18 protein-coding genes are annotated in these 22,728 nt (G+C 44.6%); 11 read left to right on the forward strand and 7 right to left on the reverse strand.

Annotated elements, in window-relative coordinates; all coding sequences use genetic code 11:
- Positions 1-120: 120 nt before the first annotated feature.
- The 5 genes from FQV28_RS17550 to FQV28_RS17570 all read right to left on the reverse strand — a co-directional run bounded on the left by FQV28_RS17550 (position 121) and on the right by FQV28_RS17570 (position 6,987).
- Entirely contained in the window at positions 121-2,190 is a 2,070-nt protein-coding gene (locus FQV28_RS17550) for a beta-galactosidase GanA (protein ID WP_146497814.1), read from the reverse strand.
- A gap of 63 nt (positions 2,191-2,253) precedes the next feature.
- Positions 2,254-3,093 carry a galactooligosaccharide ABC transporter permease GanQ gene (gene ganQ, locus FQV28_RS17555; protein ID WP_146497815.1) on the reverse strand — a complete coding sequence of 280 codons (840 nt, stop codon included), beginning with the start codon at positions 3,091-3,093 and terminating at the stop codon, positions 2,254-2,256.
- A gap of 2 nt (positions 3,094-3,095) precedes the next feature.
- The gene (ganP, locus tag FQV28_RS17560) at positions 3,096-4,352 is read right to left on the reverse strand and encodes a galactooligosaccharide ABC transporter permease GanP (RefSeq protein WP_146497816.1); all 1,257 of its coding nucleotides are present in this window, start codon (positions 4,350-4,352) and stop codon (positions 3,096-3,098) included.
- Between the two features lie 205 nt (positions 4,353-4,557).
- On the reverse strand, positions 4,558-5,838 hold the full coding sequence (gene ganS, locus FQV28_RS17565; protein WP_146497817.1) for an arabinogalactan oligomer ABC transporter substrate-binding protein GanS: 1,281 nt from the start codon (positions 5,836-5,838) through the stop codon (positions 4,558-4,560).
- 156 nt (positions 5,839-5,994) lie between these two features.
- Complete coding sequence (locus FQV28_RS17570) at positions 5,995-6,987, reverse strand: galactan degradation operon transcriptional regulator GanR (protein ID WP_146497818.1); 993 nt, start codon at positions 6,985-6,987, stop codon at positions 5,995-5,997.
- 217 nt (positions 6,988-7,204) lie between these two features.
- Between FQV28_RS17570 and FQV28_RS17575 the strand changes: the two genes are divergently transcribed.
- The 4 genes from FQV28_RS17575 to FQV28_RS17590 are packed head-to-tail and all read left to right on the forward strand — an operon-like array spanning position 7,205 to position 11,915.
- Entirely contained in the window at positions 7,205-8,374 is a 1,170-nt protein-coding gene (locus FQV28_RS17575) for a galactokinase (RefSeq protein WP_146497819.1), read from the forward strand.
- A 13-nt stretch (positions 8,375-8,387) separates the two neighbouring features.
- Positions 8,388-9,383, forward strand: a complete 996-nt coding sequence (galE, locus tag FQV28_RS17580; RefSeq protein ID WP_146497820.1) for a UDP-glucose 4-epimerase GalE — start codon at positions 8,388-8,390, stop codon at positions 9,381-9,383.
- A 3-nt stretch (positions 9,384-9,386) separates the two neighbouring features.
- The gene (gene galT / locus FQV28_RS17585) at positions 9,387-10,865 is read left to right on the forward strand and encodes a UDP-glucose--hexose-1-phosphate uridylyltransferase (RefSeq protein ID WP_146497821.1); all 1,479 of its coding nucleotides are present in this window, start codon (positions 9,387-9,389) and stop codon (positions 10,863-10,865) included.
- Positions 10,866-10,877: 12 nt separating this feature from the next.
- Entirely contained in the window at positions 10,878-11,915 is a 1,038-nt protein-coding gene (locus FQV28_RS17590) for an aldose epimerase family protein (protein ID WP_146497822.1), read from the forward strand.
- A gap of 29 nt (positions 11,916-11,944) precedes the next feature.
- On the opposite strand, the gene FQV28_RS17595 is transcribed toward FQV28_RS17590, so the two are convergent.
- Positions 11,945-13,123: an ROK family transcriptional regulator gene (locus FQV28_RS17595; RefSeq protein ID WP_146497823.1), complete on the reverse strand. Its 1,179-nt coding sequence runs from the start codon at positions 13,121-13,123 to the stop codon at positions 11,945-11,947.
- A 151-nt stretch (positions 13,124-13,274) separates the two neighbouring features.
- Here FQV28_RS17595 and FQV28_RS17600 point away from each other — a divergent pair, with 151 nt between their 5' ends.
- The 7 genes from FQV28_RS17600 (at position 13,275) to FQV28_RS17630 (ending at position 19,331) form a co-directional block, all read left to right on the forward strand.
- Entirely contained in the window at positions 13,275-14,093 is an 819-nt protein-coding gene (locus tag FQV28_RS17600) for an aldo/keto reductase (protein WP_146497824.1), read from the forward strand.
- A gap of 368 nt (positions 14,094-14,461) precedes the next feature.
- Positions 14,462-14,971 (forward strand): DUF4178 domain-containing protein, encoded by a 510-nt coding sequence (locus tag FQV28_RS17605; protein ID WP_146497825.1) that lies wholly within the window; start codon positions 14,462-14,464, stop codon positions 14,969-14,971.
- Between the two features lie 18 nt (positions 14,972-14,989).
- Positions 14,990-15,661, forward strand: coding sequence for a PspA/IM30 family protein (locus FQV28_RS17610; RefSeq protein ID WP_146497826.1), 672 nt, complete (start codon positions 14,990-14,992; stop codon positions 15,659-15,661).
- Between the two features lie 64 nt (positions 15,662-15,725).
- Positions 15,726-16,274 carry a DUF4247 domain-containing protein gene (locus FQV28_RS17615; protein WP_146497827.1) on the forward strand — a complete coding sequence of 183 codons (549 nt, stop codon included), beginning with the start codon at positions 15,726-15,728 and terminating at the stop codon, positions 16,272-16,274.
- Between the two features lie 23 nt (positions 16,275-16,297).
- On the forward strand, positions 16,298-16,693 hold the full coding sequence (locus FQV28_RS17620; RefSeq protein ID WP_146497828.1) for a DUF350 domain-containing protein: 396 nt from the start codon (positions 16,298-16,300) through the stop codon (positions 16,691-16,693).
- Between the two features lie 12 nt (positions 16,694-16,705).
- Positions 16,706-18,259 carry a polyamine aminopropyltransferase gene (locus tag FQV28_RS17625; protein WP_146497829.1) on the forward strand — a complete coding sequence of 518 codons (1,554 nt, stop codon included), beginning with the start codon at positions 16,706-16,708 and terminating at the stop codon, positions 18,257-18,259.
- A 148-nt stretch (positions 18,260-18,407) separates the two neighbouring features.
- A complete protein-coding gene (locus FQV28_RS17630) occupies positions 18,408-19,331 on the forward strand; it encodes a YkuS family protein (protein ID WP_146497830.1) in 924 nt (307 codons plus the stop codon).
- 76 nt (positions 19,332-19,407) lie between these two features.
- Here the strand turns inward: FQV28_RS17630 and FQV28_RS17635 are convergent, their stop codons facing one another.
- On the reverse strand, positions 19,408-22,563 hold the full coding sequence (locus tag FQV28_RS17635; RefSeq protein WP_146497831.1) for a DEAD/DEAH box helicase: 3,156 nt from the start codon (positions 22,561-22,563) through the stop codon (positions 19,408-19,410).
- Positions 22,564-22,728 lie beyond the last annotated feature (165 nt).

Genomic DNA, 22,728 nt, shown 5'->3' on the forward strand with positions numbered 1-22,728 from the left:
TCCTTCATTTTTATGGCCAAGCATAGCGTGCAACACCTAAAAGTAAGCGCTCCCAATATATTTCAAATAAAACGCCCACTCTATTTGTTGATTTATATAGAGTGGGCATTTTTTGTTAAATCAATCGTTTTTCGCTTTCGCGACGATTCTTACTTCGTATTTTTCTAGTGTTAAATCTCCAGTTAGTTCTTCTTCGGTGACCAAATCTTTAACAGTCGCACCAAATGAGACAGTCTGCTGTTGTTCCGTAAAGTTCATCACGAAAACATATTCATTTTCTTGGTCTTCCCTAACCTGAATGGATACACCTTCACTATGTTTTACAGAATGAGCCGGCTCAATGGCCAATTCTTCAATCAATTTCCCATAAAAATCTTGATGGAAGTCGGCTTCTAGACGCGCTCCGATATAATAGGATTTTCCTTCGCCATATTGTTTGCTTGTCAGGGCTGGTGTATCAGCATAAAAGTCGGTTTGGTATTGGCCTTCCACCACTGCTGAATGGACGTCCAGCACCGTTGCGTAATCTTTCAACTCGTATGTTTTATTTCCATAAAGGACGGCATTTCTGTCTTTCGGATACAGCGTATCGGTTTCCTGCGGGTTGATGCCAAAAAGTTCCTGCAAATCTTTATGCCAGCCGCCCAGATAAGTTAAATCATATTCGTTAACAATTCCGCTGATATAAGTCATCACTAACGTGCCGCCATTTGCAACAAACTCCTTTAACCGGCCAATCGTTTCTTCGCTGACTAAATAAAGCATCGGCACCACTAACAATTTGTACGACGAGAAATCTTGTTCTTTAGTAATCACATCGACTGGAATATCTTTATCCCAGAAAGCGCGGTAATGCTCTTGCAAAGTTTGCGGATAGCGCTTTGATTGCATGCCGTATCCTTGTGCATCGTTCAGTGCCCAGTTGTTTTCCCAATCGTAGAGGATGGCCACATCGGATGTACGGTTGGTTCCGACGACAGCGGATAATTTTTCTAAAGTCTCGCCTACTTTGGCGACTTCTTTGAACACGCGATTTTCAGAACTGTTGTCATGGTCGACCACTGCGCCGTGAAACTTCTCAGAAGAGCCGCGTGATTTCCGCCACTGGAAATACAGCACACTGTCCGAGCCATGGGCCAGCATCTGCATAGAAGACAGCAAATGCATGCCCGGGCGTTTTGCTTTGTTGACGTCATGCCAGTTCACGCCGCTTGGAGTCGATTCCATCAATAGGAATGGCTGCTGCTTTAAGCTGCGGTACAAGTCATTGATAAAGCCTACTTTGCTGGCTAAATCTGCCGTCGTCTCCCAATCATTGTGCCAAGCCGGGTACGCATCCCAGCTGATGACATCCAGGTGCTTCGCAAATTTGCTGTAATCCAAGCTTTGGAAAGGAATCAAGTCGTGGGTATCCGCCATGAAATTCGTCGTAATCGGAATTTCCGGTGTTAATTCTCTCAATGGAACAATTTCATTTTCATAGAAAGAAATAGTTTGATCTGTTACAAATCTGCGCCAATCCAAGTTCAGCCCATGCACCATATTTTCCCCTATCGGAGAAGGCGATTCGATTTGCGACCAGTCATTGAATGTGTGGCTCCAAAAAGGCCCCCACCACGCATCGTTCAACGCTTTTAAGTCGTCGTTGTATTTATTCTTCAACCATTTCTTAAAAGCACTTTGGCATTTATCGCAATGGCATTCTCCACCGTATTCATTTGAAATATGCCACATCAATAACGCCGGATGATCACCGTATCTTTCAGCCAACAACCGGTTGATTTGTTCTGTTTTTTCACGGTACGCTTCTGATGTGAAACAATGATTATGCCTCATGCCATGCAATTGCTTTACACGGGAAGCATCGACACGCAGCACTTCCGGGTATTTTTGCGACAACCAGGCAGGGCGGGCACCGCTTGGTGTGGCCAGAATAATACGGCCGCCGATGCCATGGATATTAGCGAAAATCTCATCAAGCCACTCAAACTGGTAAACTCCCTCTTCCGGTTCAAGGGCACTCCATGCAAAAATCCCTACCGAGAAAGTATTGGTATGAGAAAGCCTCATCAATTTGATGTCATCAGCCAAAATATCCGGCTGGTCCAGCCATTGATCGGGATTATAATCTCCTCCATGAAGCATGAAGTTTGCTTTGGTTAAATAGGTTTTTTCATGTTTTGGCATAATTGTCTCCTTTAGATCTATTTATTGCTGTACGTTGGAGCTGGATAGTCGCTTTCGCTTTTCTTATCAACCTTTCGTTCCGCCTGCTGTTAGCCCGGAAACAAAATGTTTTTGCAGCATGATGAAAATCACCGCTATCGGGATACTGATAAGGATGGCTCCTGCGGCAAAAGTCGTAAAGCTCGCCCCCATTACATCGTTTACTAAATTGTATAAACCAATCGGCAATGTGTAATATTCAGGTGACCTTAAAATGGTCGATGCCAAAATAAAGTCGCCAAGCGGCCCTGTAAAACCGGTCATAGCGATTACCGCAATCATCGGTCTTGATAAAGGCATGATGATTTGCAGGAAAATCCGTGTATTGCTCGCGCCGTCTATCTTTGCGCTTTCGTCCAAATCCATTGGAATGGAATCCATATAACCTTTCATCAAATATGTATTCAACGGAATTAAGCCGCCGATATACAGCAAAATCAACAGCCAATGGCTATTCATCATTCCCAGGATCTGAGCCAAAACAAAAAGAGCAATTAACGCAGAAAACTGTGGAATCATTTGCAGCAATAAAAATAATGTCAGTGCGTTCTTCCGGCCTTTAAAACGGAAGCGTGAAAAGGCATAAGCTGTAAAGGAAACACTTATGACCGTACCAATCATAGTAAAAACACTGATTTTTAGTGAGTTTAAATACCACTGGACATATTGCAGGCTTTCTTGTCCGGCAAACAATTCGCGGTAATGATCCAATGTCGGATTTTTAGGAATGATGGTCGTGCTGATCAAACTATTTCCGGGATTAAAGCTTGCCCCGACTGTCCATAGCAAAGGATAGATAATGAGAATCGCCATAAAAATTAAAATGGAATGAGAAATCAGGAGACGAAAGAACTTCGATTTATTCATTTTCAAGCCCCCTCTTTAAAAGCGCTGGTTCGTCTGAATTGCCATAATGCAATCGCAATAACGAAGACCGATAGCAAAATGGTTAATGCTGCCGCCAATGAATATTGGCTGGACTGCAGAGTCAATTTGTAAATCCAGGACACGAGGATATCGGTCCCTCCAGCAGTTGATCCAGGAACTGCAGGACCACCACCATTGAAAAGATAGATAATATTAAAATTATTAAAGTTAAAAGTGAATTGAGTAATGATAACTGGAGCCGTAGCAATCAGAATCATCGGCATTGTGATATTTCTGAACTTCGCAAATATCGACGCCCCATCAATTGTCGCCGCTTCATAAAGATCGTCAGGAATCGACTGCAGAACCCCTGTTGTAACCAGGAAAATAAATGGAAATCCTAACCAGCCCTGCATGAGGATCAGCGCTAACTTCGACCAGTTTTGGTCTGTCAGCCAAGGAATTGGATCTATTCCTAACATTGCTAGAATGTCATTATTAATAGCGCCAAAGCTGTCGTTAAATAAACCTGCAAAGATTAAGATCGTTACAAATCCCGGCACAGCCCATGGCAATACGAGAACCGTACGATAAAATTTCTTGAAACGCATGTCTTTCTGGTTCACAAGAACAGCCATGAAAATCCCCAGACTAACTTGAAGTGTAGAAGCCACAAGTGTCCAAATAATGGTCCAGCCTAATACACTAAAAAAAGTTGACCGCCAAATATCAACAGTAAAAATTTTTGCAAACGTATCAAGTCCGACCCAATCCGCTAAATTGGCGGGTGGAGAATGATACAAATCATAGTTTGTGAAAGCCAAGGCAAAACTAAAGAGGATCGGGAAGATAACAGCAAAAATTAAAATGAACAAAGAGGGTCCGCTGATCAGGTACGGGTATCCTTGCGAAATTAAATTTTGGTAATCCGCCTTAAGGGAACTAAGCTGCCTCTTTTCATCACGCAATTTCCCGTTTTTATATGCATCTTTTAAATTCAGGTAATAAAAGCCCAGGCCGAAAGCTGTCACAATAACCGCAATAAGGCCCTCAGCTAAAAGGAAAATCGAATTGTCTCTCGGCACTTCCGTTCCGAGTGTGAAAAGCCCCCAAAATCCCATGTTTAAGAGATCTCCAAATACTGCAAAAAAGGAAATTCCAATTCCAAGGAACAAAAGGCCTTTGATCCACTGTTTGTTATAGAATTGGCCAAGTCCAGGTATAACGGATAATAGTAAGGCTATTTTACGATGTTGCATCATTTCCACCTCTTTATATGTACGGACGGATAAAAGTTGCTGTTACAGCCCAGATAAACATCCTTAGAATAAAGGTGCCAAACCTAATGAAAGGTTGACACCGTATTTTTCACTATTATTTATCCCGCAGTAAGACTCCATTTTAAAAATCAGAGTTCCACTAACGCTCGAGAGGGGCTTTAGCCCCCTTGAGTAAAATTTCTTTTTATTTGCTGCCGTGTGTTGCTTCGATTTGCCCTTTAATTGTTTCTACAGCTTGATTTAATGCATCTTTTGGTTCTGCCTTGCCAGTTGCAATCGTCTGCAATGCTGCATCAGCAGGAGTCCAGACTTCGTTCATCGCCGGGATGTTTGGTGTTAGTTCAGCGAATACAGATTGTTCAGCTACCGCTTGTGCGACTTCACTTTCTGCTACAACAGGATCATTAGCCAAAGCTTCCACTGCTGGAACTTCTTTCGTCACTTCAAATCTTGCTCTGGAGTTTTCTTCATTTGCCAAGAAAACCAATAGTTCTTCAGCAAGTTCTGCATTTTTCGAGTATGAGCTCACATTGTAGCTTTTCACTCCGATGAAAGAACTCATATTTTCGCCGTTTTCCAATTCAGGCAATTTGGCTACGCCAAAGTTAACTCCTGCTTTTGTAAAAGGTTCAATGTTCCATGGACCAGAAATGATTGCCGCAGCTTTGCCTTCTGTAAACAAGGATTCCAATACATTGATTCCTTGCTCCCCGATAATTCCTGCTGGGAATAAGCCTTCGCTGTAGAACTTCTGAATCTGATTTGCCCCTTCGATTGCCCCTTCATTGTTCAAGCCAATGTCAGCCGAATCGTAGTTTCCATCAGCGTCTTTATTGAAGATATAGCCGCCATAACCGCTCATAACGCTTTGCGCATAATAGATTTGGTCAAATAACGCCAAGAAACCATATTGCTCACCTTTTGTTACTTCTTTGGAATACTCGTACCACTCATCAAGTGTAGCCGGCAGTTCTTCCTCAGAAACCAGGTCTTTGTTGTAATAAAGTATTGTGGACTCTACTGCTTTTGGCAGGCCGTAAATTTTGCCATCAACCATTTGCGATTGCATAGCTGCATCCGTGTAAATCGATTGGATATCTTCACCAACCGCAACTTCTTTAACTAAGCCTTCAACTACTGCTGTACCGATTTGGTCTCCAGCCATCGTTAAAAGATCTGGCCCTGTTCCAGCCGGTCCATCCAAACGAAGATCTTCGATTTGCTGGGCATAAGGCTTTTCAACCACTTTAACCGTTACATCCTTTTCTTCCTCAAATTTAGCGATAGCATCTTTAATGCCCTCAGATTTTTCGATATCTTCCCAAACGATCAATTCACGCGTTTCGCTTTCAGGTGAAGCTGAACCACCCGCTTCTCCACTGCTTTCTTGAGGACCACATGCAACTAAAGACAAACTCAAAGCAAGTCCACTCATAAGACCTAGATATTTTTTGTAACTTTTCACTGATTTTCAACCCTTTCAAATTGCATATTTTTTTGTAAGCGTTTTCCTTAAAATAAATATAACACCCACCAGAAAAATAGCAAGCAAATATTTTATTTATTTAAGTAAAAACATTTACGAAAAAACACTTAAATTGTTCGTTTTATTTTTTACTAATCAAGTCGCGCTTTTTCTGACAATCAATTCTGAGCCCAAGAAAACCGTTTTTACGACCTTTCGATTATCTATTAGCTGTTCAAGCAATAACTCAATTGCATTTTTGCAAATTTCTTTTGTATCAATATGATAGGTAGTTAACGGAGGAGATACATATTTCGCCACACTAGTATTGTTGATACTGATTATAGATACACGATTCGGGATCAAAATGCCGTGTTCATTCAGTGCTTGCAGGCATCCCACCGCAATTGGATCTGCAGCGATAAAGAAAGCTGTAGGCAGTCTGTCTCCAAGCGTCTTGATTGCTTCCGTCATCAAGTTATAGCCATTTTCCACAGAAAAACCTCTATGAATGAAAATAAACTCATCCTTCAGCAAGCCCTTTTCGTCCGTGTATGCCCGAAATGCTTTTTCCCGAATATCCATTTCATCCTCATCAGTATTCGGATTATGGTATGTTCCCCCAATAAAGCCGATGCTTTCATGGCCTTTCTCTACTAAATAATTTACGGTTTTTCGTGTGATCTGTTCCAAGTCGGGCCGAACTGAATCGTAATGGTCTGCATCAGGGGTCGAATCGATAAACACGCCATTTGGAGTAATGCTTCTCAAATAAGCCAATTCTTTATCCGAAAACGTCCCTACTCCGATAAAACCTTCGATGTTATCTGGTATTTCCTGAATACCTCCGGTGATTTTATAAGTAGTCAGCTCAATATTGAATTTGCGGGCCAATTTCTCGATCTCCAGCCTCATCGATTTAAAATAAATATCTTCAAGCTCTTCTTTATCCGTCAACCAATACAAGAAAGCGATATTCTTCACCAATAACCGGACTGTTTTTTTGCGGTATCCTATTTCTTCCGCCATTTTATAGATTTTTTCTCTCGTTTCGTCTGGAACGGAAAGATTTTGATCGTTGTTCAATACACGCGATACCGTAGAAATTGAATATCCTGCCTTTTCTGCAATGTCTTTTATTGTTGCCACGTTTTTCGCCTCCATGATTTTATTATTGCGCCTTGATTTTCAAGTAAAACTTTTTACTAAATTTTACTCTTTTTTTCTTAAAAATCAAGTTTATCTTTTCTGTTGCTTCTCCAATAGAAAAATAGTAAGCTTGATTTAACTTAATTAAATTAATTAATTAAGTTTATAGAAGAGGAATTTATCACTGTTATCATTAGCCATTATTTTAGGAGGCATTATGGACATTACAGCAAATCTAATAAAAGAATTTCAAAAGATTTTTAACTCAGCCGACACGCCAAGGGTATTTTTCGCACCTGGCAGAATGAATTTAATTGGTGAACATACGGATTACAATGGAGGCCACGTGTTTCCTGCCGCCCTTTCTTTTGGAACATATGCGCTTGGCCGTAAACGCGACGATCGGCTTTTGCGCTTTTACTCATTAAACTTCCCGGAGACCGGAATCATTGAATGTGATTTAAACAACCTATCTTTTGACAAATCGGCAAGCTGGGCCAACTATCCAAAGGGAATGTTTCTTTATATGAAAGAAGCAGGCAAAAACATTCTTCAAGGGGCCGACATTTTGTTTTACGGCAATATTCCGAATGGCGCCGGCCTCTCTTCTTCAGCTTCAATCGAATTGGCCACTGGCGTATTGGCGAACGGGCTTTTTGACTTGGAAATGGAGCGCATCCCCATGGTTCAACTCGGCCAAAAAGTTGAAAACGAATATATCGGTGTCAACAGCGGCATTATGGACCAATTCGCTATTGGCATGGGGAAAGAAAACCATGCGATTTTGTTGGATTGCCAAACCTTAGACTATCGCTACGCTCCGATTGTTTTGGAAAATCATGGCGTAGTTATTATCAATACTAATAAACAACGTACGTTAGCCGGTTCTAAGTACAATGAACGCCGCTCTCAATGCGAAGAGGCAGTGAAAGAACTCCAACAAAAATTGCCGATCAGCAGTTTAGGTGAATTGTCGGCCCAGCAATTTGAGGAGAACAAGCAGTTGATCACCGATCCGATCAACCGGAAACGCGCCAAACATGCCGTTTACGAAAATCTGAGGACTTTGGAAGCGTTGGAAAAATTGGAGCAAGACGACCTTGCCGGATTTGGCCAACTGATGAACGAGTCTCATCTGTCTCTGCGGGATGATTATGAAGTAACCGGTATTGAACTGGATACAATTGTACAGGCAGCCTGGGACCAAGAAGGTGTTATAGGCGCCCGCATGACAGGTGCCGGATTTGGCGGATGCGCCATTGCGATTGTCGAGAAAGATAAGATTGAAGAATTTAAAACAACTATCAACAAAAAATACCATGACACTGTAGGCTACGAAGCCACTTTCTATACGGCTGCTATAGGCGATGGAGCAAGAGAACTTTAAGAGGAGTGATTATATGAGCATTTTAGTATTAGGTGGAGCTGGCTATATTGGATCCCATGCGGTTTACCAATTGATCGATCAAGGGGAAAACGTCGTAATCGTGGATAATTTGGAAACCGGCCATAACGGTTCGGTGCACCCGAAAGCTGTTTTCTATAATGGAGATATGCGGGATCTCACGTTTCTCAACTCTGTTTTCGAAAAAGAATCGATTGAAGCGGTCATTCATTTTGCGGCAAACTCCCTTGTTGGAGAATCGATGGAAAATCCTCTCAAATATTTTGACAACAACGTCTATGGAACCCAGGTTCTCCTTCAAGCCATGGTCCAACACGATGTGAAAAAAATTGTCTTTTCTTCCACTGCCGCAACATACGGGGAGCCGGAATCCGTGCCAATTACTGAAACGATGCCGACAGTGCCAACCAGTACATATGGCGAAACAAAACTGACGATGGAAAAAATGATGAAATGGACAGAACAAGCCCATGGCATTCGTTTTGTTTCATTGCGCTACTTTAATGTAGCTGGCGCTCGGCAAGGAGCTGTAATTGGAGAAGACCACCGCCCTGAATCGCATTTGGTTCCGCTTATTCTTCAGACAGCGCTCGGCCAAAGACCTTATATCACCGTGTTTGGAGATGATTATGACACACCAGACGGCACATGCATCCGTGATTATGTCCATGTGGAAGACCTTATAGACGCCCATCTTCTGGCTTTAAATTACTTGAGAGAAGATGGCCAAAGCGATGTTTTCAACTTAGGAAGCAGCCAAGGCTTCTCGGTGAACGAGATGATCGATACAGCCCGGACTGTAACCGGCAAGGAAATCCCTGCCCAAATTGGCCCTCGAAGAGCCGGAGACCCAAGCATTTTGATTGCGAGTTCCGATAAAGCTCGGCAAGTGCTTGGCTGGAATCCAACACGCACGTCTGTAACGAAAATTTTTGAGGATGCATGGGCTTGGCATTCTGCGCACCCTGCCGGCTATGAGAAGGAAGTGTGAGAATTGGTACACCAAATTTTAGAAGGCCTTATTCAGCAAACCTTGAAAGCAGAACTGATCGAAGCTGCAGATGTCACTTATGTACGGAATCAAGTGATGAATTTATTGGCCTTGGAATCATTCCCGGAAGAAACCATTGAAGCAGCCGGGGACAGCATCCCAAACTTGCTGGAAAAATTGGTCGCTCATGCCATAGAAAGCGGCATCATCGAGAATATTTTGGATGACAAGGAAATTTTATCTGCCAATATCATGAATTGTTTTGTTGCGAGACCTTCTGTTGTCAATGCAGCTTTTCAGCAAAAATACAAAGAATCGCCAATCGCCGCAACCGATTATTTTTATAACTTGAGCCAGAACAGCAATTATATCCAAATGAACAGAATCGCCAAAAACATTTCCTATAAAGCTGACAGCCCGTACGGCGAACTGGACATTACAATCAATCTGTCAAAACCTGAAAAAGATCCTGAGCAGATCAGACGTGAACGAACGATAAAGCAGACCGTCAATTACCCGAAGTGCTTGTTATGCAAGGAAAATGAAGGCTATGCAGGACGGACCGGCTATCCGGCAAGAGCTAATCACCGGATCATCAACATTCCGCTTCTCGGAGAAAACTGGTATTTGCAGTATTCTCCTTACGTATATTACAACGAGCACAGCATTTTGCTGTCGGAAGAGCACCGCGATATGAAAATTGATAAGAATGTCTTCGAGCGGCTGCTTGCGTTTACCGATAAATTCCCCCATTATTTTATCGGCTCGAATGCCGATTTGCCGATTGTCGGCGGTTCTATCCTAAGCCATGACCATTATCAGGCGGGACGCTACGAATTTGCTATGACCCGGGCGGAAGACGCTTTTTCGTTTGAATTGCCTGCATACCCGGAAGTTAAAGCCGCTGTCGTAAAATGGCCGCTGTCGGTAATCCGGCTGCAAGGCACCGACATCGAGAGCCTTGTTGCAGCTGCCGATCTTGTTTTTCAGACGTGGCAAACCTATTCAGACGAACAGGCGCAGGTAGTGGCTTTTACAGGCAAGACGCCGCATAACACCGTCACTCCTATCGCCCGGAACAAGAATGGCCAATTTGAAATCGACTTGGTGCTACGAAACAATCGGACAAGCAATGAACACCCGCTTGGCATTTTCCACCCTCATGCAGATGTCCATCACATCAAGAAGGAAAACATCGGTTTGATCGAAGTGATGGGATTGGCCGTGCTGCCGCCGCGCCTGAAGGGCGAGCTGGAAGAAATACAAGATTTTTTACTGGATGGTCCAAGCCAGCCTGCGGCATACCATATGGAATGGGCAATGCAATTGAAAGCGCAATATGGAATCCTTGCAAATGCAGAAGAAGCCGAAGCAATTCTTCAAAAAGAGCTGGGCAAGAAATTTATCCGGGTGCTTGAAGATGCCGGCGTCTTAAAAGACCGGCAGGCATTTGATCGATTTATTCAAAAACTAAACAATTAGGCAGGTGCAAACATGAACATAAAAACAGTGCCAGCTACAGACAAGTGGACAGAATATACCTTGACGAATGAAGCAGGAATGGCTGTCAGTATCCTCGACTTCGGCGGAATTATCACCAAACTTCTGGTGCCCGACCGCGAAGGGAATCTGGAGAACGTCGTTTTGGCTTATAAGAACGTGCAGGACTATCAGCAAAACCCCAATTATTTTGGCGCTTTGATCGGCCGGGTGGCTGGCAGAATCGAAGGAGCCTCTTTTAATTTGTCCGGCAAAAACTATACGCTGGAAGCAAATGAAGGAATTAATCATTTGCACAGCGGTTCTGCAGGGTTTCATCAAGTACTTTGGAAGACCGAGCCTTTCCAGACAAATCATGCGGTTGGCTTGATGCTCAGCCATTCGAGCCCAGACGGTGAAGGCGGTTATCCCGGCAACCTCACTGTTACAGTCACCTATACACTGACAAACGACAATCGCCTCTTGATGGATTATGAAGCAAGCAGTGACAAAACAACGCCTCTGACCTTGACCAATCATTCTTACTTCAACTTGAGCGGCAACTTGAAAAATACTGTGGATGCACATGCGGCAACTATTGACTGCAGCCAAGTCGTCGAATTGGATGATCAGCTTATTCCTACGGGAAACCTGATGGCTGTTGAAGAAACTCCCTTCGACTTCCGTGCCGGCCGCATGCTCGGTGACGGGCTCAACGACGAGTTCACCCAAAACCAACTGGCCGGAAGCGGGTATGATCATTACTTTATTTTTGACAATAAGCAAGAGCAGAAAGTGGTTGTTCAAGAATCCGCGAGCGGCCGCCAAATGGCAATAGAAACTGACCAGCCTGGAATGGTCATGTACACAGGGAACGGATTGGACGATACATTGCTTTTGTCCGAAGGCAAATCCCGCAAATACCTCGGTGTTTGTTTTGAAACTCAAGGCTCCCCTGCTTCCCTGCACCATAAGAATATGCCGAACATCATTTTGCAGGCGGATGAAACTTACAAAACACAAACGGTCTTTGCTTTTAGTTTAATGAAATAAAAAATAGGCTGAACCTTCGCATTGAAGGTTCAGCCTATTTGCATCACTGGATCAAACAATTCGACGAGCAGCAGTGATACTGCACCAAGTACTGTTGCTTCATCCCCTAGCCGGCTGACTGTTACGTGCGTTTCCTTTGCTTCAGGGGTTAAAACTTTTTGCCTGATGGCCGCAAGAGCTGCGGGCATCAGGAACTTCTCGCTTTTCATGACCCCTCCCCCAAGCACAATTTCACTAGGGTTGATTATATGGATCAAGTTGGTTAATCCGACTCCCATGATATGTCCGGTTTCCTGTAAAAGGTCAATGCAGTCTTGGCTGCCGCTTTCGGCCAAGTCATAGACAGCTTTGCCCGTCAAACTTGCATTTTGTCCTTCTAATCGGCTGTTTGCCCGTTTGGCGATGGCTGCTCCGCTTATGAATGTCTGCAGACATCCCCGATTCCCGCATTCGCATATTTCTCCGTTAATGTCGACTGCCATATGGCCGAATTCCCCGGCAATGCCTTGAGCGCCGTGGTAAAGCTTGCCGTTTATGACAATTCCAGCTCCCACACCGCGTCCGATATTGACAGCCACCATGCTGTCAGCATCACCATGGCCGCCAAACCAGGATTCACCCAACGCCATAGCGCGGGCATCGTTTTCAACTTTTACCGTTAAATTGAATTCTTCTTCCAAAGCTTCTTTTATGGGAATGTTCCGCAAGTTCAAAATCGGTGCGACAAGAGACGTCCCTGTTTTGACGTCTACCACCCCGTGCATAGCGACACCAATTCCAATAATCTTCTCTTGATCGGCTTCACCAGCTTGCAAAAGTGCAAGAATCGCCTCTTTCAAATCTGACAGGAACTGCTCATTTGTCAGCGGATTCTCCAACAGTTTTGACGTCCGCTGTAGTATGGCTCCTGTTAAGTCAGTCAAGACACATTCCACGCTTTCAGGTCCGGCATCCACGCCAACCACATAAAAAGCATCGGTGTTGATATGCAGCATCGTCGGTTTTCTTCCTCCGCTGGAGTGGCCCAAAATGCTCTCCCTCACGAGTCCTTGGTCTATCAGCTCTTTTACAATGCTGCTGACCGTTGGAGGAGTCAGGCTGGTTTCTTTTGCAATTTGAGCTCGGGATATCGGTTCCGCTGTCCGTATTTTGTTTAAAATAATTGATTTATTAACAGATTTCATCAATTGAAAAGTACCACGCTGCATAAAAATCCCCCACATTTACTTGCTTATGCGTTAATTATAACATAGTTAGTTAATTTAATTAATATGGGAAAACGGAGGGTAATTTCTAGATGTTCCACTTTTTACTAGGTACACTGTAAAAGTAAGCGCTTAATCAAAGGAGGAATATTATATGGTAAAAGAAATTCAATTCACTTTCCACAATGGCGTCAAAATTCCGAATATCGGATTCGGCACGTGGCAAATTCCAAACGAAGAAGCCTATGCGGCGGTGACAACAGCACTTGAAAACGGCTATACGCATATCGATACCGCGTTGGCTTACCAGAACGAGGAAAATGTCGGGAAAGCGGTCCATGATTTTCAATTAGCGCGTGAAGATGTATTTATCACAAGCAAACTCCCCGCCCAGATCAAAGGCTATGACGAAACCTTGCAAGCATTCGATGAAACCATTTCCAACCTCGGTGTAGATTACCTGGACCTTTATTTGATCCATGCGCCTTGGCCATGGACAGAAATCGGAAAAGATTGCACAGAAGGAAACATCCAGTCTTGGAAAGCGATGGAGCAGCTTTATAACGACGGGAAAATCCGGGCAATCGGTGTCTCCAACTTTTCGGAATCCGATATTCAAGCTCTTCTTGATGAGTGCGAGATTGTGCCAATGGCCAATCAAATTCCTTTTTACATCGGCCGCGACCAGGAAAGCCTTCTAGCCTTTTGCAATCAACATAATATCGTCGTCGAAGCGTATTCGCCATTAGCGACCGGACAAATTTTGAACAGTCCCCCCATTCTCGAAATGGCGAAAAAGTACGATGTAACGCCCGCTCAATTGTGCATTCGCTACTGTTTGGAGCGTGGCACCCTGCCACTTCCGAAATCGACAAATGAATCGCGAATCGCAGAAAACAGCCAGTTAGATTTTTCCATTTCTGAAGAAGATGTAAGAACGTTGGGTACAATTGAAGACGTTCGCGAAGATTGATTTAACAAAACATTAAGCCGTCCCATGCCTGGCCCTTGAGAAGCAAACATTCTCACAAGGGCCAGGCATTTTTTGTCGGCTTCACTATAAACGAAAACGTTTTAATACTCTGCCAGAAAGGGTAAACAAAAAGGAATTTCAGAATTCAGGAAAAATCGTTCCATTCCCAAGACAAGGCTCGATAATTCAAGGGCCGCGTGATACGATAAAGCCATAAGCTCATTCGGGATCCGCTTTTAGTTGATTTGCGTTAACTACATTGTATCCTGCATGGGCCATTTCCAGTTTTCTGCCCTTCACTCTTTAGAATCATTTGTTTTATTTGAAAGTTGATGAAAGCGATTCGCACAGACAAAAGAGGTGAGAAAATGAGCTTTTTTAACCGCTTATTCGGCGGCGCTGAAAAACAGGAGCCACAAGTAGAAAAACGGACGCTGCTCAATTTGCGCGTCGGCGATTTTGTGGCATACGATTTAATCGATTACGAGGTAACCGGCAAGATCCATTACAACGACAGTGGGTATACCTGGGATGCCTATCAACTGGCATCAGCAAGCAAAACCATTTGGCTCAGCGTCGAAATGGATGATGAACTTGAAGTGGGCATCTATGAGAAGTCGCGCGTCCCAGGAATCGAACTGGGGACAAAGAAAATCATGTATGATGAGCGCCCTTATTTTCTGGAAGAGCAGGGACGTGCATACGTCCAAGGAGAAGGCCGAAGCCAAAACGTCAACGGAACAGAAATGGATTACTATGAGTACGTAGACGAGTCGGGAGAATACTTTTTATCTGTAGAAGTATGGGGCGGCGAAGTGGAAGTCAGCCACGGCTATGAAATTGAAGAATTCGAAGTCACCATTTTAGCAGGAAGCTAACCAATTGGAGGAGAGAATATGTTTCAATTTTTTAAACGTGTACAGACCTATGTGGAATCCGAGCTAAACGCAGCGCTCGATAAAGCAGAAGATCCGGTTAAAATGCTCGACCAATTTATGCGGGACATGGCGGCGGATATCCGGGATGCCGAAACAGCAGTAGCCAAACAGCTGGCAAATGAAAAAATGCTGAAAAAGCGATATGACGATGCCACCAGCATGATTGAAAAGCGGCAGCAGCAAGCCGTCCAGGCGATTGAAGCCAATAACGAAGACCTTGCCCGGCGCGCCCTCGAAGACAAGCAAACATATGTTAAGCAAGCAGAAGATCTGAAAGGCATCTATGAACAAGCAGCTTCCGATTCAGCAGTGCTGCGAGAAAAATTAGCGGAAATGAAACGCGAATACGAACAAATGGAAATCAAAAAAGATTCGTTGAAAGCCCGAGCGGAATCTGCTAAAACCCGAACGATGATCAACCGCACTATGTCTTCTGTCGGAAGCGATGAATCGCGCAGCGGTTTTGAGCGGATGGAAGAAAAAGTGATGCAGTATGAAGCGGAAGCAGAGACATCGGAAGATTTGCGGGCAGGTTCGCGCAGCCTTGACGATGAATTCGCCTCTCTAAACAAAAACAGTGCAGTAGATGATGAATTGGCGGCGCTGAAACAGCAACTCAAAAAAGAATAAACGAACGGACAGCGGCCCGCTTCCATGCGGCGGGCTGTTTTTGTTCATATGGGGTGTTTACTTTATGATAAAAAGAGGATGGCTATGCGGACTGATTTCCGCAGTGCTTTTTTTGGCTGCTTGCGGAATGTCGCAGGCAGAAGATTATATTGAGCAAAACTATACGTTCGTGGATGCAGTTGCGGGCAGCACTTCAAACGACCGCGCCATGATGTACCGCTCTGAACAAAGCTTGGCTGATACCGCTTCAGAGCTTAGCCAAGTTCAGGAACCAGATCAAATCGGCGAAGTCGTGGAAGGCCGGCAAGTTCTTGTTTACGATGATGAATTCATCATTTTGACAGAAGATCCCGACAATCCAGATACTACCCTTGTTGAGGTTGCCGGAGAAGAGTTTGTCCGAAACACTTACCACCCGGGCTTTTTCACCGGTATGTTTGTCGGTTCGTTTTTGAGCAACCGGTTTGGTCCGACTTGGGTTCAAACGCAAGGCAATCGATGCAGCCGAGGTGGCTGTTATACCGGCGGCGGCTCGTACAGATCATTCCCGTCCACCAGCACGTATGGACGCGGATCCACATTCCGGGGCGGCGGTCCAGGCGTAGGAAAATAACCAATAGCAAAGGAGCTGGAGCAGTGAATTCATTCTTATTAACCTTTTTATATTACCTTGCAGCTATTGCGGTTGTCGTTGCAGGATTGATCATTTTTGAATTGCTGACGAGAAAATACAAAGACTGGGAAGAAATCCACAGCAACAACGTGGCGGTCGCCTTGTCGATTGCTGGAAAAATTGTCGGCACCTGCATCATCCTCACCTTTTCCATTCTGCATAACGATACGATTTGGGAAACCGTCATTTGGGGATTATTCGGTTTGGCGCTTCAATTTCTCGCTTACTTCCTTTTCGAAGTGCTTACTCCCCGTTTTTCAGTGGAGCAGCAACTGAAGGAACGAAATACAGCGGTAGGAATCATTTCATGCGCCGTTTCAATCGGATTGGCGTTCGTTATTGGCGCTTCCATTACATAAGGCGGTGTTAGCATGATTGAACAGGAAGCCGTTCGGCAAAGCCGGGCGATTTATTACGCATCCGGCATTGTGTCGATTTGCGGCATAATTTTCGAAGTATTGTTCGGCGCTTTGGGTTCGTATATTTTAGGAGATGGTGTGAAGCAGTATACGCTCACTATCTCCCTTTTTTTGACCGGGATGGGCATCGGTGCTTACGTCAGCGAAAAAATGACCAAAAACCTGATTTCTTCTTTTATCTGGATCGAATACAGCATCGGGCTGGTCGGCGGTTTTTCCGCTGTCCTGCTTTTTGGCGTGACGGCTTATTTGCCGCCTGGCACCGGCTCTTTGTTCTTATACAGCGTAATCTTGCTGGTCGGCGCTTTGACCGGTGTCGAGCTGCCGATTCTAATCCGCAAAGCCAATGAAATCGGAGTTTCCCTACAAAAAAGCGCTGCGAAAGTATTGTTTTCCGATTATGCTGGCGGACTCGTCGGCGGAATGCTTTTCCTATTTCTGCTGCGCCCCTACTTCGGTCTTGTAAAAACCGCATTTCTCGTGGCACTCATTAACGTAGCAGTAGCGTTATGGATTGTGTTCCGCTTCAAGCACGAGCTGAAGCGTTACCGCCTGCACGCGGGCTTCGGCATTTTCTTCTTAGCCCTGCTGCTATTCGGTGCATTTTTTGGCGAAGAAGCGGCATTGCAATTTGAAGAACGGCTGTACAAAGACCCGATTGTCTTTTCCGAACAGTCCTCCTATCAGCAGATCATTTTAACAAAAGCTCAAGGCGACACACGGTTGTACTTGGACGGCCAGCTTCAATTCAGTTCGTCCGATGAACACCGCTACCACGAAATTCTTGTGCATCCGCCTATGGCTGCTGCAGCCCGTCATGAACGGATCCTTATCCTGGGCGGAGGAGATGGATTGGCCGCCCGGGAAGTGCTGAAACACCCGGATGCAGGGAAGATAACGTTAGTGGACTTGGATCCCAAAATGACCGAAGTTGCCAGAAGCCACCCTATGCTAGTTGAATTGAACGAAGGCTCGTTGGACAACGAAAAAGTGGAAGTTGTAAACGATGATGCATTCCGCTTTTTAGAGGAAGCAGAAGGCTTTTACGACGTTATCATCATCGACTTGCCGGATCCGAATAACGAATCATTGAATAAGCTATACACTCAAGAATTCTATTCACTGGTGCGCAACCGGTTGCAGCCGGACGGAGCTATGATGGTCCAAGCGACCAGTCCAGTATTTGCGCCACAGGTTTACTGGACCATTGATACAACTATAAGAGCAGCCGGGCTGAAAACTGAAAACCTGCATGCCGATATCCCGAGTTTCGGCGGCTGGGGCTATGTCCTTGCATCACGCAACGACATCAGCGCTGAAAATCTCGAAATAATTGACGATACGCAGTACCTCACTACCGACCTGTTGACGGCACTCACGGCTTTTGGCAAAGATGAAGATGCTGTGATCGAAGATGATAATGGAGTTGAAATTATCCTCGAGCCGAATACGCTGATCCATCCAAATTTGATCGAGTACTATGAAAAGTCATGGCGTTACTATTGAAAAATTTTTTTATCCAAAAAGCTTGGAAGGACAACCTTCCAAGCCCTTTTTATTTGCAATGAAATAATTTTAAAAAATAAAATGTTTGAAATATACACACAATAGGGAATTAAAGAAAATACGATAAAAAAGAAAGAGGAGTGATCAAATGGTCAAAATTGCAGTTGAACAACCATTTACAGACATTCAACAAGCGTTACAGAAAAAAGGATATCAGGCTACGATGATCGATCAAAGATCAGAAGCAGCCACGTATGACGTTGTTGTTGTTCGCAATGTGGAAAGCTATGAAGGCTTTCAAACAGAAGGCTCCCTCGTGGAAACAAGCGGACGGACAGTTGTTGAAGTTATTGAAGAAGTGGAAGAACGCCTTCAACGCGTCGGTAAAGCCACAGCTCCTGCAACATCAATATATGGGAATTCCGGTTCGGGATCGAATTTCAGTCCTGTTCCCGATTCTGGCGGCAGTGGTTTTGTAGCCGGTCTTTTAACCGGTGCAGTAGTTGGTGCGGCAACAGCACTCTTCCTCGCTCCGAAAAGCGGAAAAGAAATGCAAAACGTCGTCAAAGAAAAAATTGCGAGCAGTTCCTCTGGCGATAGCAGCAATGGCGGCGGAAAACTCGGTCAAGTGAAAGAAAAAGCGGCTGGCATTGCAGGCCAAGTGAAAGAAAAAGTATCCGGCGGTTCTTCTGGTGAAAGCGGAGGCGGCGGCGGAAAGCTAGGCCAACTCAAAGAAAAAGCTACAGACCTTGTAGGCCAAGCGAAAGAGCAAGCGAACAAAGTGTCTGGAAAATCGAAAGATGGGAACCAAGACAACTCAACTGATACAACGTCAACTTCCACTACCCAGACGCCTAGCACGGTAGTAACAACTGATACACTTAACACTTCAAGCACTTCCGGTACGACTGGTACTTCAGGTACTTCTGGCACTTCTGGCACTTCAGGTACTTCTGGTACGACTGGCACCTCTGGTGTTTCTGGTGCTTCAGGCGGTTCCGGCACTTCAGATACTTTAAATACTTCTGGCACTTCGGGTACTAGAGGCGGTTCTAACAAGAACAATAAATAAGCGATAAAATAGAACCCCAAATCAATTACTTTTTAAAGTAATTGATTTGGGGTTTTGAGCGGTTTAAAAACTTTTGCTAAACCGTTAAAATTTCTCGGATGTCTTCTTCAGTCAATGCTGCTAATGGTTCCACACCTGATTGAATCACTTCATCAATCAGGTTTTTCTTGCGTTCTTGAAGCTGCGTGATCTTTTCCTCAATAGTGCCTTTTGCAACCAGGCGTATGACTTGAACTTCATTTTTCTGCCCCATGCGATGCGCACGGTCAGCAGCCTGTTGCTCAATAGCCGGATTCCACCACAAGTCATAAAGAATCACCGTATCAGCACCGGTCAAGTTTAGCCCGGTCCCCCCCGCTTTCAATGAAATTAAAAACAAATTCCCTTCCCCTTCATTGAACCGGCTGCACATTTCCACCCGTTCTATAGGAGGTGTCTGGCCGTCCAAATAAAAATAAGGAACTCCTCTTTTTGCTAACTTTCCGCCGATAATCCCGAGCATTTGTGTAAATTGGGAAAATACCAATACCCGCCTTCCCGAAACTCGGCATTCTTCCAGAATGTCCATCAACTGGTCTAATTTGGCCGACCCGCCTGAATATCCTTCAACAAAAAGAGCTGGATGGCAGCATAACTGCCGAAGCCGCGTCAATCCCGCCAAAATGCGGATTCGGTTTTTTTGAAAACTGTCTTTGTTCAAATGCTTCAGGGCATCCTGCTTCAGTTCCGCCAAATAAGCCGCATACAACTTCTTTTGCTCCATCTGCAATTCAGAACGAAGAATGGTTTCGACTTTGCTTGGCAACTCTTTTAGAACATCTTGTTTCACGCGCCGCAAAATGAACGGCCGCACCCTTTTTGTGATGCGCTCTCTTCTCATCTCGCTGAAAGCCCGGCGATTTGGCAGCAATTCCGGAAACACGACGTAAAAAATCGACCAAAGTTCATCTAATGAATTTTCAATCGGCGTTCCTGTCAATGCAAAACGATATTCCGCCTGAATCGCTTTGGCTGCTTTCGCTGTTTGAGTCGCAGGATTTTTAAAAGCCTGCGCTTCATCAAAAAATACCGTATGAAAGCTTTTATTGCGGTACATAACACTATCCATACGTAACGCTGGATAAGAGGTAATAATCACATCCAGCCCTGCGCTTTGAGCAAATAGCGCCGCTCTTTTCGCTTTCTGTCCATCAATAACAGCAGCGTTGACTTCAGGAGCGAATTTTTTTAATTCATTCAGCCAGTTATAGACAAGCGATGATGGCGCGACAATCAACACAGGAGATTTCCGCACCCGGATGTCAGGAAGCACCGAGACGATGAACGCAATACTTTGAAGTGTCTTGCCAAGTCCCATATCATCCGCCAGAATTCCACCGAATTTGTATTTTGCCAGCATCTTAAACCAATTGAGCCCTGCTTTCTGGTAATCACGCAAAGTTTCCGCTAAATGTGCCGGGACATCTTGCTCTATTTGTTCCGGCTGGCTTAAGCTTTTTAGCAGTCCGGCGAACGCCTTTCCTGGTTCCATCAGCTGCCCTTCTTCCAAGGATTCAGCAAATTGCATCCCGTGGATGAGCGGCACACGAATATCATGTTCACCGAAATTTTCTTCCGTGATACCAAAATTATAGATAAAATCGCTCAGCGCCAAAAATTCCGGTGTCTCCAATGACATTAACGTACCGTTAGGGATTCGGTAATATTTCCGTTTTTCCTGAAGCGCAGCGAGTATTTTCTTGATCTCCGCTTCAGGAATTTCCTGAAGATCAAATTTAAATTCCAGCCAATCTGTTCTTTCACTGATTTCCACTTTGATTTTCGGTCCGGCATACGCTTTTGTCACTCTTAACTTCACTGCAGTTGTGGCGTAAACTTGAACAAGTTTCTCAAGAACAGGAACAGCATGATAAAGAAATTGATATTCCGCTTCTTCATCGTGCATATAATAGCCGCCGTCCGTTTGGGCAAAACCGCTCTCCTCCATTATTCTCAAGATCTGCTGCTCTTTGTCCCGCTGTCGGCGGATCCCTGGGTACTGCCTGAACCCTTCCTCTGCCTCTTCACAAGGATTGATGACAAGATGTCCGTAATGGAACTCCACTCCGGCAAGCAAGCGGTGTTTAAGCCGGTCCAAATACACCCTTGCTTGAAGAGGCGCCATCTCAAGCCGCTCTTCCACAGGATCTGTTAATTGGACGATCCCTAGCCGTTCTAATCCCGGTGTGACCGTCTCCATGAAATGATTCAATTTGTCAGCAGAAATGGCTAGCCGATTTTCTGTTCCGGCCATCATCTCCTTCAATCTCGCCAGCCGGTTCGTGTCTTCTTCGGACAACCGAATCACCGAACCGTCGGAAAATGCCATGTCGTAAGCAGGCAAAACCATTATTCCATCCAGCCCTTCAACATCCAGCCGGTAGCCACCCGTTCCCGCTTCATCGAAGCGAAAAGTTAGCGGCAGCGCTTTTGCCAGATGAAGGCCGCGAAAAATTCTTCTTCCCTGTACCACTTTGACTAATGGGACTTGCTGCAGCAACGGCAAAAGCCGCTCCCAGTCGGAGGGGGAAACCACTAGCAAGTCCGGCTCGAATTCTCCTTTGTTTTTCAATAACTGGCTTTTGATCAAAAACTGGAGTACATTATCGGTTCTCCCGTCTAAACTGCAGGTTTTCGGCGTGTAAACAAAGTCTTTCGATATTGTATAAGCTTCTCCCTGTCCGATGCGTGTCAGAAATTCTTTTACGTTTGCAATGTCCTCTAATTTTTCAATTCCGGCTTTCAGTTTTATGCCTAGAACGGCTTGGTTTTCCTCGAACGGCAGCGGGCAGCAGCTGAATTCCACTTGAACAAGCTGCCGCTTATCGAAATAAAGCCGGTTGCCCCGCGAAAATTGCTGCTCCCCAAACAAATCCATCATTTTAGCCGCAATCGGGTTTTCCCGCTGCTGCCATTCATCAATTGCCAGAAGCACCCCTGCAATGTGGTGGCAATAAGTCGCCACAAAACCGACCGGTGGGCAGCTGCAGGAGGCAAGAATTTCTCCAGTTGGAGTTTGCTTCACACTGACATGAAACTCCGTTCGGCCCTTCACTGTTCCTTTAACCAGCAATTCATCTGCCGCGTCCATAAGAATCGCCACTTTTCCTGCCAGTTGAAGGTTTAGGCCTTTCTTATAAGCGGCTGTCCCGCATAATTTTTTTATTTTTCCTTCATTTAATGAAAAATTCATCGAAAAACCCTTCCTGTTTTGCTTGCCTCTTAGGGAAACGCTTTGTTTTATCATTCATTATCTTAATAAAATTATAAAAATGAAAAATAATGTATTATTTAGGTCAATATCACCTATTATTATAATATAGTAAATTTTATTTCCATTTTTTTGTATTATTATACC

It is taken from the genome of Planomicrobium sp. CPCC 101079 (genome assembly GCF_007859275.1).
Taxonomy (GTDB): domain Bacteria; phylum Bacillota; class Bacilli; order Bacillales_A; family Planococcaceae; genus Planococcus.